At 52.2% G+C, this 14363-nt stretch carries 12 protein-coding genes; 10 read left to right on the top strand and 2 right to left on the bottom strand.

Features of this window, described 5'->3' with window-relative positions; all coding sequences use genetic code 11:
- Positions 1 to 79 precede the first annotated feature (79 nt).
- Complete coding sequence (gene csiR, locus ELY33_RS12015) at positions 80 to 769, bottom strand: DNA-binding transcriptional regulator CsiR (protein WP_126948154.1); 690 nt, start codon at positions 767 to 769, stop codon at positions 80 to 82.
- Between the two features lie 262 nt (positions 770 to 1031).
- On the opposite strand from csiR, the gene ELY33_RS12010 reads away from it, so the two are divergent.
- Genes ELY33_RS12010 through ELY33_RS12000 form a run of 3 tightly spaced genes read left to right on the top strand, consistent with a single transcriptional unit; the run spans position 1032 to position 4609 of the window.
- Positions 1032 to 1991 (top strand): TAXI family TRAP transporter solute-binding subunit, encoded by a 960-nt coding sequence (locus tag ELY33_RS12010; protein ID WP_126948153.1) that lies wholly within the window; start codon positions 1032 to 1034, stop codon positions 1989 to 1991.
- A 59-nt stretch (positions 1992 to 2050) separates the two neighbouring features.
- On the top strand, positions 2051 to 2563 hold the full coding sequence (locus ELY33_RS12005) for a DUF1850 domain-containing protein (protein ID WP_126948152.1): 513 nt from the start codon (positions 2051 to 2053) through the stop codon (positions 2561 to 2563).
- Positions 2564 to 2596: 33 nt separating this feature from the next.
- On the top strand, positions 2597 to 4609 hold the full coding sequence (locus tag ELY33_RS12000) for a TRAP transporter permease (protein WP_126948151.1): 2013 nt from the start codon (positions 2597 to 2599) through the stop codon (positions 4607 to 4609).
- A gap of 78 nt (positions 4610 to 4687) precedes the next feature.
- Here ELY33_RS12000 and ELY33_RS11995 read toward each other — a convergent pair whose 3' ends face one another.
- Positions 4688 to 7219 (bottom strand): penicillin-binding protein 1A, encoded by a 2532-nt coding sequence (locus ELY33_RS11995; RefSeq protein WP_126948150.1) that lies wholly within the window; start codon positions 7217 to 7219, stop codon positions 4688 to 4690.
- A gap of 193 nt (positions 7220 to 7412) precedes the next feature.
- Between ELY33_RS11995 and pilM the strand changes: the two genes are divergently transcribed.
- From pilM to aroB, 7 genes are read left to right on the top strand one after another with little or no spacing between them, the layout of a single operon-like run.
- Positions 7413 to 8474, top strand: a complete 1062-nt coding sequence (gene pilM / locus ELY33_RS11990) for a type IV pilus assembly protein PilM (protein WP_126948149.1) — start codon at positions 7413 to 7415, stop codon at positions 8472 to 8474.
- Positions 8471 to 9040 carry a PilN domain-containing protein gene (locus tag ELY33_RS11985; RefSeq protein ID WP_126948148.1) on the top strand — a complete coding sequence of 190 codons (570 nt, stop codon included), beginning with the start codon at positions 8471 to 8473 and terminating at the stop codon, positions 9038 to 9040. Before pilM ends, ELY33_RS11985 begins: the two co-directional genes overlap by 4 nt.
- The gene (locus ELY33_RS11980) at positions 9037 to 9684 is read left to right on the top strand and encodes a type IV pilus inner membrane component PilO (protein WP_126948147.1); all 648 of its coding nucleotides are present in this window, start codon (positions 9037 to 9039) and stop codon (positions 9682 to 9684) included. Before ELY33_RS11985 ends, ELY33_RS11980 begins: the two co-directional genes overlap by 4 nt.
- Positions 9681 to 10202 (top strand): pilus assembly protein PilP, encoded by a 522-nt coding sequence (locus ELY33_RS11975; protein ID WP_126948146.1) that lies wholly within the window; start codon positions 9681 to 9683, stop codon positions 10200 to 10202. The genes ELY33_RS11980 and ELY33_RS11975 overlap by 4 nt, the downstream gene beginning before the upstream one ends.
- Positions 10203 to 10231: 29 nt before the next feature.
- Positions 10232 to 12304, top strand: a complete 2073-nt coding sequence (locus tag ELY33_RS11970; protein ID WP_126948145.1) for a type IV pilus secretin PilQ — start codon at positions 10232 to 10234, stop codon at positions 12302 to 12304.
- Positions 12304 to 12870 (top strand): shikimate kinase AroK, encoded by a 567-nt coding sequence (aroK, locus tag ELY33_RS11965; protein ID WP_126948144.1) that lies wholly within the window; start codon positions 12304 to 12306, stop codon positions 12868 to 12870. The genes ELY33_RS11970 and aroK overlap by 1 nt, the downstream gene beginning before the upstream one ends.
- The gene (aroB, locus tag ELY33_RS11960; protein ID WP_126948143.1) at positions 12867 to 13973 is read left to right on the top strand and encodes a 3-dehydroquinate synthase; all 1107 of its coding nucleotides are present in this window, start codon (positions 12867 to 12869) and stop codon (positions 13971 to 13973) included. The genes aroK and aroB overlap by 4 nt, the downstream gene beginning before the upstream one ends.
- Positions 13974 to 14363 lie beyond the last annotated feature (390 nt).

Here is a 14363-nt window from a genome sequence, read left to right as displayed (position 1 = left end):
GTGGACTCCTAGATTGTCATATCAATGATTCCAATGTATCGCCGTTTTTGTAAAATATCTACATTTTTTGAAAAAGAGTTTAATTGATGTCTCTTGCCTTAAGAACGCGCGTGATAACGGGGACCGGTGTCATCAAGTGGTCACGCATGAGGTTAGCCGCCTGTTCTGTGTCGCGGGCAAGAATGACGTCTACTAAGGCGGCATGTTCTTGACGCTTGATTTCCAGTGCCTGGGGGGACATTACGGTTTCCTGCAGCCATAGATGGCGATAGCGTTCTACTTGATCAAACAGTGTGTTGCGCATCTGTAGCAGGTGAGGCGAGTTGCAGCCGCTAGCAATAGCGGTATGAAATGCCTTATGGCGTAAATCCCAACCATCAAGCAACTCGTCTGGGGAGCTTACCTCGGTCACTTTAGCTAGCCGGTGGGCGGTGGCGAGTACGTTGGCTTCCCAGTCGTCGTCGCCACGTTCAATAGCCAGGCTCAAAATCAGGCCTTCAAGCTGGGCACGCGCGTCGTAGATATCGTTTAGCTCGGCCAACGACATGGGGGCAACGCGATAGCCGCGCTGGCTAATGGCAATGACTAAGCGGTCAGCTACTAGTTGGGATAGTGCTTCCCGCAGTGGGCCGGTGCTGGCACCGTAGTACTCCTTGAGGCGGCTCATCAAAAGCTTCTCTTCAGGCGCGTAACGGCCGCGAATAATGTCGTGCTTCAGTGCGCGATAGGCGCTGATAGCGAGGTTGGGACGCGGCGCATCGTGCTCCATGGTATCTCCTTAGACCAGCTTGGGGCGTGGCGATCAGCATTAAGTAACCGCTATTATCAATAAATTTTACAAATTTGGCACAGGTAACGACATTAGGTGGGCGTTCATTGTTAAATAGCGTTGCATTAGCATCTCACGCTAAAGCCGTGCTAACGTCATTACACCGCGTTTGCTTGTCGTTTACGGCAACCAGAAGCTGGGACTTTATACCCCCTTATCGTCAACCATACTTATAAGTCCAAGAAGGACGAAGGAACCGCTCATGCGAACTCTAAAATATACGGTAGCAGCCTCCATGCTGGCCGTTGCACTTCCCGCCAGCGCACAGCAGCTTTCTATTGCGACCGGTGGAACCGGTGGGGTTTACTACCCAATCGGCGGTGGCTTTGCTGAAATGATTAACAACCATATTGAAGGCGCTCAGGCGACTGCTGAGGTCACGGGTGCCTCCGTCGAAAACATGGGGCTGATTATGCGTGGCGATGCCGATCTGGCGTTAGCCCTCGCCGATACGGTCTATCAGGCTTATAACGGCAGCGGCGACTTTGAAAGCCGCCAGATTGAAAATATCCGTGCGTTGGCGTCTGTTTACCCTAACGCAGTGCAGTTAGTGACGCTGGCCGAGTCGGATATCCAGACCATCGCAGACCTTGCCGGTAAGCGCGTTTCCGTTGGTGCGCCAGGCAGTGGCACCGAGCTAAATGCACGCGCCATACTGGAAGCCAACAGCATTAGCTATGAAGATTTTACGCCTCAACGACTCAACTTTAACGAAACCGCAGATGCCATTCGCGATGGCGATATCGACGCCGGTTTCTGGAGCGTTGGGCCTCCTACCAGCTCTATTCTCAACCTTGCTGCAACCCGTGATATCCGCCTGATCGGTCTTTCCGACGAGGAAGTTGCCAACGCTCAGGAAGAGGAAGCGGTGTTTGCGCCGTACAAGCTGGCAGCGGGTATGTACGACGGGATGGACGAAGCTGTTCAGACCATCGGTATTCCCAACGTGTTGGTGGTGAATTCTGATATGGACGAAGAACTCGCCTATCAGCTGACACAACTGCTGTTTGAAAACACGGACGAGTTGATTGCTGTTCATCCTGCCGCTAACGACACCACCATTGAGTTCACCATGAACTCTACGCCAGTGCCGCTGCACCCGGGTGCGATTCGCTACTTTGAAGAAGTAGGGGCTGATATTCCTGATCGTCTGCGCCCTTAACTGTTGAAGGTCTTGTCATAAGGACCTTGCCATAAGGACCTTGCTATAAGGACATTGCCATGCAGTGGCAACAACGACTGATGACGCTACTGTTTGCATGTCTACCGCTCGCCGAAGTGGGGGCTTCCCCCACTTCGGCGATTGCGTCTATGCGTTTAGCCGTGGTGACTGAACAAGGCGACATTCTAGTGGATGAGCCGATGCCTTCAGGAGGCCGCTGGTGCATTCAGTGGCAACATTCTGTTGAGCACTTTACGGTGCTGGACTGCTATCGCAATGCGGCAGGCATTATGCAGCTAGAGCGTAGTCATCAACCTGACTTTGCTGCAGGGCTTGGCCATATCTTTGGTCGCGGCGAACAGGTCTCAGACGGTGAGGGCGGTTATTGGATCAATGCCATTGATGAGCCTGTCGCTAATAACCGTTATGTATTAAGAGTGGGCTCTTCTGCCGTCAATCACCAAGTGGTGTGGCCGGACGGTGAGCATTCAGCGGTGAGCTTAAGTGAGTACGCATCCGGGCAACGTGTGACCATTCAATTAATTGCACCTAGCGCCGCCCTGCGTGAATAAAAAAGGCATTAGTTAACGCTTCCGAGGACGTTCATGAGCGAATCCACTCCACCGCCGGTTATCATGCCCGGCGCGAATTCGATGCATCCCCGCATTGTACTGTGGTGTATCACCATGGTTGCGGTGGGGCTTTCACTGTTTCAACTCTACTCTGCCGGTATCCAGCCCCTCGGGCTTTTCTACCAGCGCAGTATTCATTTAGCGCTGATTATGTTGCTGGCGTTTTTGATGTTTCCTGCCTTTGGGCCAAAGCGCAAACGTGGCGTGTTGGGTTGGAGCATTGACCTAATTTTCTTTGCGGGAGCTTTGACCACCGGTGGCTATCTGGTGTTCTTTTTAGATGAAATTATCAGCCGGGCTGGTTTTTGGAGTGACACTGATATCTTAGTGGCCTGCATTGCGACGGTTACAGTGCTTGAGGCAAGCCGTCGGGCCGTTGGGTTTGGCATGACGGTGATTGGTCTGCTTGCCATTATCTATGCGTTTGCTGGGCCTCGGGGCGAGTTGCCATGGCTTGGTGAATGGATGCCCGGCATTTTAGAGCATCGAGGCTATACCTTGGACCGCGTCGCGGGGCAGCTCTATTTAGGGCAAGAGGGTATCTTTGGGTTGCCGTTGGGAGTTGCGGCGACCTATATCTTTATCTTCGTACTATTTGGTGCTTTTTTGGAAAGTACCGGTGCGGGTAAGTTTTTTATCGACATGGCCTATGCGGCTACTGGTCGCCAACGGGGCGGCCCCGCGAAAGCTGCCGTGCTGGCTTCAGCTGGAATGGGCTCTATTTCGGGTAGCGCGATTGCCAACGTGGTGACCACTGGGGCATTTACCATTCCGTTGATGAAGAAGCTTGGCTATCAGCCGAAGCAGGCGGGAGGAATAGAAGCAGCCGCCTCTACGGGTGGGCAGATTATGCCGCCGTTAATGGGGGCGGGGGCGTTTTTGATTGCTGAATATACCAATACGCCTTATTTGGAAATCGTTAAGATCAGTATCCTGCCGGCGATTATGTACTTTGCAACGGTGTATCTATTTGTTCATATCATTGCATTGAAGCAGGGGATGCAGGGGTTGGCGAAAAGTGAGCTGCCGCAAATGCGCCAAGTCATGAAAGATGGCTGGCACTTTTTGCTTCCACTAGCGGTGCTGGTGTGGCTGTTGGCGATGAGTATGTCGCCTATGCGCGTGGGTTACTACGCCGTGATCTCTATCCTTGCTGTGGCGGTGCTTCGCTATGCGGTGTGGTACTTCTTTATCGCTCCAAAACAAGGGCAGCAGGTAACCATAAGTCGCACCAAAGGCGTGGTGTGGGCGGGGCTGGTTAAGTTGGTTCAGGGCTTGGAACTTGGTGCACGAAATGCTGTGGCAGTGTCTATGGCTTGTGCCGTGGCCGGGATTATTGTCGGCGTTGTGGGCCTAACAGGGCTAGGGCTGAAGTTCTCTTCCATGATGCTGGCTTTCTCTGGCGGTAATCTCGTGTTGGCGTTGGTGATGGTGCTGCTGGCAAGCTTGATTTTGGGGATGGGGCTGCCGGTTACCGCTAGCTATATTGTCTTAATAGTGTTGGTGGGCCCGGCGCTGACCGCTGAGTTTGGGGTGCCGCTATTGATCGCTCACTTAGTGGTGTTCTGGTATTCTCAGGATTCCAACGTGACACCGCCTATTGCCTTGGCCGGTTTTGCGGGGGCGGCCATTGCAGGTAGTAAACCGATGGAAACCGGCTTCCAAGCGTGGAAGTTTGCCAAAGGGCTCTACTTGATTCCGCTGTTCATGGTGTTTAACCCAGAAATCATTATCGGTGGGCCAGTGCTTGTGGTGGTTTGGAATGCGGTGATTGCCATTTTGGCACTGTGTGCTTTTGCTGCCGCGCTTGAGGGTTACCTGTTTACTAAAATGTCCTGGTTACCGCGTTTGGCGATTAGCGGCGCTATTGTTGGGGTGTTCTATCCCAACCTGCTAACTGAAATTGCGGGGGTGGCCGTGATGGTCGTCGCGATTGGTGCCAACTGGTTCGCCAGTAAACAAGCGCCCCAGCCAACGAGTGGTTAATCGCGACACATTAATACACACCATAAAAAAGCCCGGTGACCGTAAGGCCGCCGGGCTTTCGCATTGCGTAGGTTACGTTTAGAAAATTGACTCTGCGGCACCAGACCCCTGCGAGCCACTAGCCTCTTCCAGTTCGCGGCTGATGCGGCGTTGTTGCTGGAAGCCGGGAAGATGGTCGCGGTGAAAGAGCTCAGAAATGCCCCCTGACTGACCCTCTGCCAGGCGGCGACCAGAAGCGGGGTCTATTCGTGCGGTAACGATGGTATCCGGACGTTCGGGTAGCGCTGAGGGGCTGCCTTCTAGTGCGTCACCCATAAAATCAATCCAGATAGGGAGAGCTGCGTTAGCGCCGTATTCAGCGATGCTGTCATTGCTGTCTTTGCCGACCCACACCGTCGTTACCAGGTTGCTGTTAAAGCCAGCGAACCATGCATCGCGCTGGCTATTGGTGGTGCCTGTTTTGCCGACAATATCGTCGCGGTTCAGGCTCAGAGCGCCACGGCCTGTGCCGGAAGTGATAACGTCACGAAGCATATCGCGCAGAATATAGACCGCCGCTGGATCAGCTACTCGGGGAGCAACTGGGTGCTCTTTACCGTCGATCTCAACCGTTTCCTGCCCTTCAGCACAGCTTGGGCATGCAACCCGAGGCGTTGCCTCGTGGATAAGCTCTTCATCATCGTTACGCGTGACGCGTTCGATAAACCATGGCGCGACCTGGAAGCCACCGTTAGCGATAATAGAATACGCATTGGTCATTTCCATAGGCGTTAAACTGGCACTGCCCAAAGCGAGTGAAAGCCCGCGTGGTAGGCGGCTGGGGGAGAAGCCAAACCCTTCTAAATAGCGAATGGTATGATCCAGCCCCATGGTTTGAAGTACACGAATGGTCACCAAGTTGCGCGAACGAGCAAGCGCTGGGCGCAAGCGCATTGGGCCTTGGAAGTCGCGGCTTGAATTGACTGGGCGCCATAATGAATTACTGCCGTCATCTAATACAACGGGAGCGTCATTGACCACGCTTGCTGCGTTCATATCGCCGTCCTCTAGGGCCGCAAGATAGATGAACGGTTTAAAGATAGAGCCTGACTGGCGTTGAGCCTGGACGGCGCGGTTGAATTTACTGGCATTAAAATCAAACCCACCCTGTAAGGCCAAAATAGCGCCAGTGTGTGGATCTTGTGCAACCAAAGAGCCTTCGGCGTCGGGACGCTGTGACAGGCGTAATGACCCGTCTTCGTTTTCAATCACGCGGACCAGATCGCCACGAACCGCAATTTGATTCGCACTGCTTGGTTCGGCGCCGCGACTGCGGGGGCTTAAATAAGGGCGTGCCCAACTCAGGCCACCCCAGGCAATTGTTTGCAGCTTGCCACCGCGGGTAAGTACTTGCATTTCACGGCCACCACTTTCAACCACAATTGCTGGCTGCAGTAGGCCATAGTTGGGCGTGCGCTCTAGTACCTGAAGCCAGTTGCTGACGTCGCCATCAATGCCTTCCACTTTCGTTTGGCTGCGCTCGGCGGCTTGGCGGGCGGTTTGACGAATTTCTGGTGACTCTGAAAGCTCTTCTTCAAGCCCTTGGGTGGTGGTTTGCTCTTGCGCTTCTACCAAGCTGGCCGCGATATCTTGCTGTTCTGAACCGCGCCAGCCATGACGTAGGTCGTAAGCCAGCAGACCATTTGCCAATGCTTGATGGGCGTAAGGCTGCATTTCGCTGTCAATTGTGGTGTAAATTCGGTAGCCACCGGTATAAGCCCTATCTCCAAATTGCTCGATGGCATATTGGCGAGCCATTTCTGACACATAGGCCGCGTCTACTTCGGTTTGGGTGTAGTGACGGCGAGCGGACACTGGCTCCTGCACAGCCGCAAGATAAGCATCATTATCAATATGCCCAAGCTCGCGCATGCGAAATAGAATCCAGTTGCGGCGAATAAGGGAGCGCTCTGAATTAGCCAGCGGATTAAAGGCTGAAGGCGCTTTAGGAAGCCCCGCGATCATCGCTGTTTGAGCCAGCGTTAATTCAGCCAACGGCTTGTCGTAGTAAGTTTCCGATGCGGCGGCGATGCCATAGGCACGATTGCCGAGAAATATCTTGTTGACGTAAAGTTCGAAAATTTCTTCTTTATCAAGAATCTGCTCCATTTGCAGGGCAAGCAGGATCTCACGAATTTTTCGAGTGAATGTCTGGTCAAGCGTTAGCATGTAGTTACGTGCAACCTGCATGGTAATGGTCGAACCGCCTGACCGAATGGCTCCACCACTCTGCGCCAGTTCAACCGTCGCCCTGGCGATACCACGAGGATCAACGCCTGCGTGGTCGAAGTAGCTGGCATCTTCTGCTGCGATAAGGGCATTGATCATGTCCTGCGGGATATCAGCAAAATCGACGGGCATACGGCGCTCTTCGCCAAATTCTCCAATGAGCTTGCCGTCGTTGGTGAAGATGCGAAGCGGTGTATGTAGCTCGAAATCTTGCAACTGACGTACATCGGGTAGGCCAGGAGAAAAATAGATAGCGGCGCCCACCACTGCCAACGCGGCGGCGCCAATGAGCGCAACAATTAGCGAAAAAAGCGACAGGATGAGGGTTCGAAAAAACGTCATGAACAGATTACACCCGTGGAAAGGAGTATAGACACGGTATCTAAACGGCCGTATCACGAAATTGGCTGCCATTATAGGAAGTCAAGGCAGCGGTCACCAGTGTTGATGTGGTGTAATGCCATTCGCGTGTGACTTTACTAAAAATCATGTAACCTCGAAATTCGCACGATAGGCAGGCGGAGCCGAACCCAAGATGCGCTTACTCAAACCCGGCAAAGGGTTGATTGGAGTCGATATTACCTCGGCGACCGTTAAGCTGTTAGAACTCAAACAGTATAATGATAACTATCAAGTGGAAAGCTACGCCGTTCGACCGTTGCGAGAAGGCGCGGTTATCGAAAGGCGCATCCGTGACACTAATGATGTGGCGAATGTGCTTAGACGTGCGGTTGAGCATGCGAAACCTTCAACCCGTAAAGCAGCAGTAGCCGTTCCGGCGAGCGCTGCTATTACCAAAACGCTTACTTTTCCTGCTTCGTTAAGTGAAGAAGAAATCGAAGAGCGAATAATCGCCGAGTCAGACCGCCATATTCCCTTTCCGTTCAGTGAAGTGGCATTTGATTTTCAGTGCCTGGGGCCTGCTCCTTTCGATGACGACCATCAAGAGGTTATTTTGGTGGCGTGTCGTCAGCAAGATGTGACTCAGCTTACCGAAACGCTAGAACTTGCTGGGCTTGAGCCTGCCGCTGTGGATGTAGAAACATTCGCGATGGAGCGGGCGTTGGCCGAGTTACGTCGACAACTTAACGTAGAAAACGATCCAACTGCCTGTGTGGGGTTAGTCGATATCGGGGCTAATATGAATGCCTTCCATGTTGTGCGTGGTGGGCACATTGTCTATAGCCGCGATACGGTGTTTGGCGGGCGCCAGCTAACAGATACGATTCGCGAGTATTACCACATGAGCATAGAAGAGGCTGGATTTGCTAAAAAGCGGGGAGGCCTGCCTGGCGATTATCAAGAAAAAGTGCTTACCCCTTTTCTAGAAACAGTGGTGCAACAGGTAGGGCGCTCGCTGCAGCTTTATTACACCGCTGGCCGCCAGCATGAGGTTCAACATATTGTGCTAGCGGGTGGTTCTAGTGTGATTCCAGGCCTTGCAGAGCGTATTGCCGATGATAGTGGCATGTCGGTAACCATCGCCAACCCGTTTCAACGTATGCGCATTAATAAACGGCTTAATAAAGAAGCGTTAAGCAATGATGCCCCCGCGATGCTAACGGCCGGGGGTTTGGCGATGCGGGTTAGCCAATGAGCATTAATATCAATCTTTTGCCCTGGCGCGAGGCACGGCGAGAGAGACGGACTCGGCAGTTTTACGGCGTTATGTTGTTTATGTTGCTGGCGGGCGTGGCCGGCGGCTTTGCGGTATTGCACGTCTATCAGCAGCAGTTAGCTGTTCAACAACAGCGCAATAATCATATTTCAGCTCACATAGAGCAGCTAGATAATCAAATCGACGATGTACGACGTTATCAGGGTGACACCGAGCAGTTGGGAGAGCAGCTGGCGCTGTTCCATACGCTTAATAACGAGCGTATGAGTACAGTGAGGCTGTTTAATGATATTGCCGCTAGCGTCGCAGATGGCGTCGTTTATCAGCGCCTGTCGCGCAGTGGACAGCGAGTGAGTCTTTCAGCGGTCGCCAGTAATGAACGTCAGATTTCTGACCAGTTACGCCAAATTGCCGATATGCCGGGGCTGGGGGTGCCATTGTTTTCAGAGGTTGCCAGCAGCCAGGACGACAGTCGGCGTGTTTTTCAGTTTGAAGTAATGCAACTCTCACCCGATGAAGCCGTTTCCATGGAGACAACACCATGACGTCTACCCGTGAGCGCTTCAAAAAGGACTGGCAACGCCTACGCAGCATCGACTGGCAATCGTTGGACATTAAAGAATCGGGTGAATGGCCTTGGCTACTTAAAGCTGCCATAGCGCTACTCATTTTTTTTATTGCTCTTATCGGTATCAACTGGTGGCTGGTGGGAGAGGCGCGCGATTCGCTGGCGACAGAAATGCGCCAAGAAGAGCGTTTGCTAGTCGAGTATCGACGCAAGGCGTCTGAAGCCGCATTTCTGCCGGATATTCGCAGTCAGTTAACCATTCTTGAAGACCAGATGGTGCAGATGCAGGCGATGCTGCCCACTAGTGCAGAAATTCCCTCTTTACTGGATAGCATTAGTGACGCCGCCATTGAAAACCGTCTCATCATTGAAACTATCCGTTTGCGACCTACGGTTAGTAATACGCATTATATAGAGCACCCTTTAGATATACAGGTGCGCGGTGATTATCACGCATTGGCACAATTCGTTGCGGATATCAGTGATTTGGCGCGAATTATTACCCAGCACGATTTAACGCTATTGCCGGTTGATCAGAATAGCGACACGCTACGGATGTCGTTGCTTGCACGCACGTACAGCTACAAATCAGCATCACAAGAGGGAGATAGCACGCCATGAAGCGCTTGTTAGGCCTGCTGTGTATTGCTGGCTTAGCTGGCTGCAGCGATCCTCAGCTAGGGCAGTTAGATCAAACCCTTGCAGAAATACGTCGTGCTCCCGGTGGTAAAGCGCCTGAAATAGTGAAGAAATTACCGGAGTATCAATCCCTCGATTATCGCTTTAGTGATGCGCGCAGTCCCTTTCTGTCGCCTGAAGGTGTCCGCGAAAATGTATTGCAAGTGGAGCAGGCAACCAGCGAACTTGCCCCCGATCAACAGCGCGCTCAAGAGCCTTTGGAGCGTTTCCAGCTCCAGGCATTACGCTTGGTGGGTACGCTACGTATGGGAGGTCGGCACGTTGCATTGATTGCGCCGCCCGAGGGGGAAATTGTGAGTGTTCGAGAAGGTAATTATTTAGGCACTAACCACGGCCTGATTAACCAGATTGGGCCGCGAGAAATCACTATCGTAGAACGCGTTTTCAGCCCTCAACAAGGGTGGCAAGAGCGTCAAGCAACGCTCACCCTTGAGGAATAGCCTTTTTACTTGTTATCGGATACCACGCCATGGTCGTCACCTTTCGCCGAATGTTGCTGTTGTTGATAGCTTTAATGCCGTCAATCAGCATGGCATCAGTGCTCACCGATGTAGATGTGCGCCAAACCAATAGCGGTGACGTAGAGTTAGTGCTGCAATTTAGTGGCGGTGTTGGCCAATTAAGAGGCTATCGCCTAGACGCACCTCCTCGTTTAGCGCTTGATTTAGCCGACACACAAAATGCGATTGCTCAGCGCCGTATCGATGTCAGTCGTGGGGGCGTTGAGCAAGTGACAGTGTTAGAGGGCGGCGGGCGGACGCGTCTCGTGGTTGATTTGAACCGGTCTCTTGATTACACCTCCCGAGTGGTCGGCGACCAGCTAAGAATCACGTTAGCATCAGGTAGCTCTGCGTCTGAGCCAGCGTTCCAGGCTAGCCAAGCTACTCAAGCTCTCCAAACTACCCAAGCTATTCAAACTACCCAGGCTACCCAGGGGCCACGTGTTGAGAATATTGATTTTCGGCGTGGAGAAGATGGTGCTGGGCGTGTAGTGGTGACGTTTGATCGCGCTGGCGTGGTGACTAATGTGCGCGAAGGTAGTGAAGGCAGCGTTATCGCGGAGCTACGTGATGTGGTGTTGCCGGATGCGCTTAACCAAGTTTACGATGTCACCGATTTTGCAACGCCGGTTACCCGAATTACTCCTCGTCTTGGGCAGCGTGATGTACGGTTGGAGCTGCAAACGAATGGCCCCTTCGCGATGATCTCATCGCAAAGTGGGCGTACATTGACGATTGAAGCGCAGCCAGTGAGCCAAGCCTCCCAGCAGGAGCGAGAACAACAGGGCGAATCTTTCACTGGGGCGCGGTTAAGTCTTAATTTTCAAGATATCGAAGTGCGTGCTGTGCTTGCCACTTTGGCAGAGTTTACCGGCCTAAACTTAGTGGCAAGTGATAGCGTTGCCGGACGTATTACACTTAATTTGAATGATGTTCCCTGGGATCAAGCATTAGCGCTAATTTTGCAAAGCCAGGGGCTGGCAAGTCGTGAACAGGGCAATGTGATCGTCGTCGCACCCGCCAGCGAGCTAGCGGCTCTTGAACGCCAAGAGATAGAGACACGCAACCAGCGCCAAACGCTGGCACCGTTAGTCACTGAGTTTATCGAAATAAAATACGCGCGCGCCGAAGACCTTGCTCAGTTACTTCGCGGTGGCGACGGTTTTGGGCTGTTAACTGACCGAGGACGAGTGAGTATTGATCAACGTACTAACACGTTACTGGTGCAAGATACCGCTGAACAGGTGCGCGATATTATCCGCACGATAGACCGTTTGGATGTCGCCGTACGCCAGGTGCAAATTGAAGCAAGGATTGTCATTGCCCGAGATACCGCGTCACGAGAGCTAGGAATTAACTGGGGAGCTTCAAGTACGCGAGGCTTTCAGCAGGACAGCGGCGGCGTTTTTGAAAGGCGAAACGTGAATCCTAACAGCATCAATCGTACCCAGGCGGGTCTGGCTGTTGATCTTGGCTCCACCGCTGCTTCCAATACAGGATTTAGTTTTGGCTACCTTTCTGGTGATATTCTGCTGGATCTAGAACTGCGGGCGCTGGAAAGTGAAGGTAAAAGCCAGACGATTTCTCAGCCCCGGGTGATCACTGCTAACCAGCGCACGGCGATTATTCGCCAAGGTGAAGAGCGAGCTTTTCAAAGCGTAGACGCGCAGGGGAACCCAGATACAGAGTTCAAAGAGGCCGAACTCTCCTTGGAAGTGACGCCACAAATTACGCCGGACAACCGCATCATTATGGATTTGGTGATCAAAAACGATAGTTTTCGGGAAAGTGAGTTTGGTGGTGAGCCGCCGATTGATACCAACCAAATAGAGACTCAAGTGTTGGTCGATAATGGTCAAACGGTAGTGTTAGGCGGTATTTTGACAACAGAACAGTTGAGCCAAATAGCCAAAACACCGTTGCTAGGCGATATTCCTTGGCTTGGGCGGTTGTTTCGCTATACCGAAGAGAGCAATGAAAAGGTAGAGTTATTGGTCTTTATTACTCCACGACTACTTGATGATGGTTTGGCGGTTCGCTGATGCAAGAGTTACCCAATATTTTTTTAATTGGCCCAATGGGGGCTGGTAAAAGCACCATAGGCCGCTTGCTCGCGGCTGAATTATCGCGTTCGTTCTTTGACAGCGATCACGCCATACAAGACCGTTGTGGTGCGGATATTCCCTGGATTTTTGACGTTGAAGGCGAGCCGGGCTTTCGTCTGCGCGAAAGCCACATGATTGATGAACTTACGCAGTTGCCCAACGTGGTAGTGGCGACCGGCGGTGGCGCCGTGTTGCGTGAAGAAAATCGCCGCGCTTTGCGAGAGCGTGGCACTGTGGTTTATTTGCTGACCACCGTTGACCAGCAGCTGAAGCGAACTGCTAAAGATCGGAATCGCCCGTTGTTGCAGTGCGATAATCGTGAACAAGTGCTGAACGACATGTTTGCCACGCGAGATCCGCTCTATCGAGCGACGTCCGACATTACGGTGCGAACTGATCGGCGCAGCCCACGTGCAGTGGTTAACGAAATTCTGCGCCGTGTCCATCGCATAGTAGACCCTTTAGAAGCTGCGCGGGCTCAAAGTAAAAAGGTATCACAATGACTGACATAACAAGTGCCCAGCGTACACTTACCGTGGCATTGGGGGAGCGTAGTTATCCTATTCATATTGGCGTTGGGCTTTTAAAGCGTGCCAATGTGCTAGAGCCTTATCTTGCTGGTCAGCAGGTTATGGTAGTGACGAATGAGACTATCGCGCCCCTATATTTAGAAACGCTTTACGCTAGTCTGCCCAGCCATTTAGAGATTCGTACGGTGGTACTTCCTGATGGAGAGCAGTACAAGTCCATCGAGCAGGTGAGCCGAATTTGGGATGCACTATTAGAGGCAGGGTTTAATCGTCGCTGCACGCTGATTGCCTTAGGTGGTGGTGTGATTGGCGATATGGTTGGTTATGCGGCGGCGGCTTATCAGCGCGGTGTTGCCTTTATTCAGGTGCCTACCACGTTATTGTCCCAAGTAGACTCATCGGTGGGTGGAAAAACTGGCGTTAATCATCCGCTGGGTAAAAACATGATTGGCGCGTTTTGGCAGCCGAAGGCCGTCATCGTGGATATCGATACGTTGGCCACACTGCCTGCTCGTGAGCTTTCTGCAGGTTTGGCAGAAGTTATTAAGTACGGGTTAATCCGCGATGAGCGTTTCCTAAGCTGGTTAGAAGACAATATGCAGGCGCTACGCAATGTTGAGCCCGCCGTTATTGCTGAAGCGATTGCCCAAAGTTGCCAGATTAAAGCCGACATTGTGGCGGAAGATGAAACTGAGCAGGGAGTTCGCGCGCTGCTCAATCTAGGGCACACCTTCGGCCATGCCATTGAAGCGCACCAAGGTTACGGTAATTGGCTACACGGCGAAGCCGTTGGCGCAGGTATGGCGATGGCCGCCGCGCTTTCCCATCAGCTTGGTTGGATTGATGACAATGCCCTAGCACGCGCTAATACGGTAATTAAAAGTGCCGGACTGCCGCTAGCAGCGCCTGCGGGAATGTCAGCAGATGACTTTTTAGCCCGCATGAAGTTGGACAAGAAAAATATCGATACTCGGTTACGTTTGGTGCTGCTCAACGCCCTGGGTGAGGCCTGCGTGAGTGACGCCACGCCACCTGATAGGCTGCGTGAGCTACTTAATCATTATCCGCGTGGCTAAAATATCGTATCGATAAAAAAGGTTTAAAACCCGCCATTGCGGGTTTTTTATTGTCTGGTCGTTAAGTAACGATCGCTTTGTATGTAATCCGTATGCCTTATGCGCTATCGGCATGGGTTTTTTGAGCCATTCACGACTAAAGTCTAATGCAGGCTTTTTATCGTTGAAATTTCGTTTTGCTGGCTTGCAAGTGGTTGAAGTTAATATGTTTTTTTATTAATCGCGAATGCAACTGCAAGATTTGACTAGGTTTTTTAAGGAGTGGCGGGGCCTGGGTGATTGCGCTACATGCAGGCAAATCGCTATGCTGAGTGTCCTTTTCTTGAAGCGGTGCGCGCGGGAAATGCGCTATTTTGAGCGGGCTGTCAGGTACTAAAAAAATAAAAACCC

It is taken from the genome of Vreelandella andesensis (assembly GCF_003989795.1).
In the GTDB taxonomy this organism is placed as follows: Bacteria; Pseudomonadota; Gammaproteobacteria; order Pseudomonadales; family Halomonadaceae; genus Vreelandella; species Vreelandella andesensis.
This window is presented reverse-complemented; position numbering and strand designations above follow the sequence as displayed.

Excerpts from the sequence above, each read along its gene's own strand:
- ELY33_RS11980 (WP_126948147.1), top strand. The coding sequence starts at position 9,037 with ATGACGTCTACCCGTGAGCGCTTCAAAAAGGACTGGCAACGCCTACGC.
- aroB (WP_126948143.1), top strand. The coding sequence starts at position 12,867 with ATGACTGACATAACAAGTGCCCAGCGTACACTTACCGTGGCATTGGGG.
- ELY33_RS12010 (WP_126948153.1), top strand. The coding sequence starts at position 1,032 with ATGCGAACTCTAAAATATACGGTAGCAGCCTCCATGCTGGCCGTTGCA.
- ELY33_RS11970 (WP_126948145.1), top strand. The coding sequence starts at position 10,232 with ATGGTCGTCACCTTTCGCCGAATGTTGCTGTTGTTGATAGCTTTAATG.
- ELY33_RS11985 (WP_126948148.1), top strand. The coding sequence starts at position 8,471 with ATGAGCATTAATATCAATCTTTTGCCCTGGCGCGAGGCACGGCGAGAG.
- ELY33_RS11995 (WP_126948150.1), bottom strand. The coding sequence starts at position 7,219 with ATGACGTTTTTTCGAACCCTCATCCTGTCGCTTTTTTCGCTAATTGTT.
- ELY33_RS11975 (WP_126948146.1), top strand. The coding sequence starts at position 9,681 with ATGAAGCGCTTGTTAGGCCTGCTGTGTATTGCTGGCTTAGCTGGCTGC.
- ELY33_RS12005 (WP_126948152.1), top strand. The coding sequence starts at position 2,051 with ATGCAGTGGCAACAACGACTGATGACGCTACTGTTTGCATGTCTACCG.
- ELY33_RS12000 (WP_126948151.1), top strand. The coding sequence starts at position 2,597 with ATGAGCGAATCCACTCCACCGCCGGTTATCATGCCCGGCGCGAATTCG.
- csiR (WP_126948154.1), bottom strand. The coding sequence starts at position 769 with ATGGAGCACGATGCGCCGCGTCCCAACCTCGCTATCAGCGCCTATCGC.
- pilM (WP_126948149.1), top strand. The coding sequence starts at position 7,413 with ATGCGCTTACTCAAACCCGGCAAAGGGTTGATTGGAGTCGATATTACC.
- aroK (WP_126948144.1), top strand. The coding sequence starts at position 12,304 with ATGCAAGAGTTACCCAATATTTTTTTAATTGGCCCAATGGGGGCTGGT.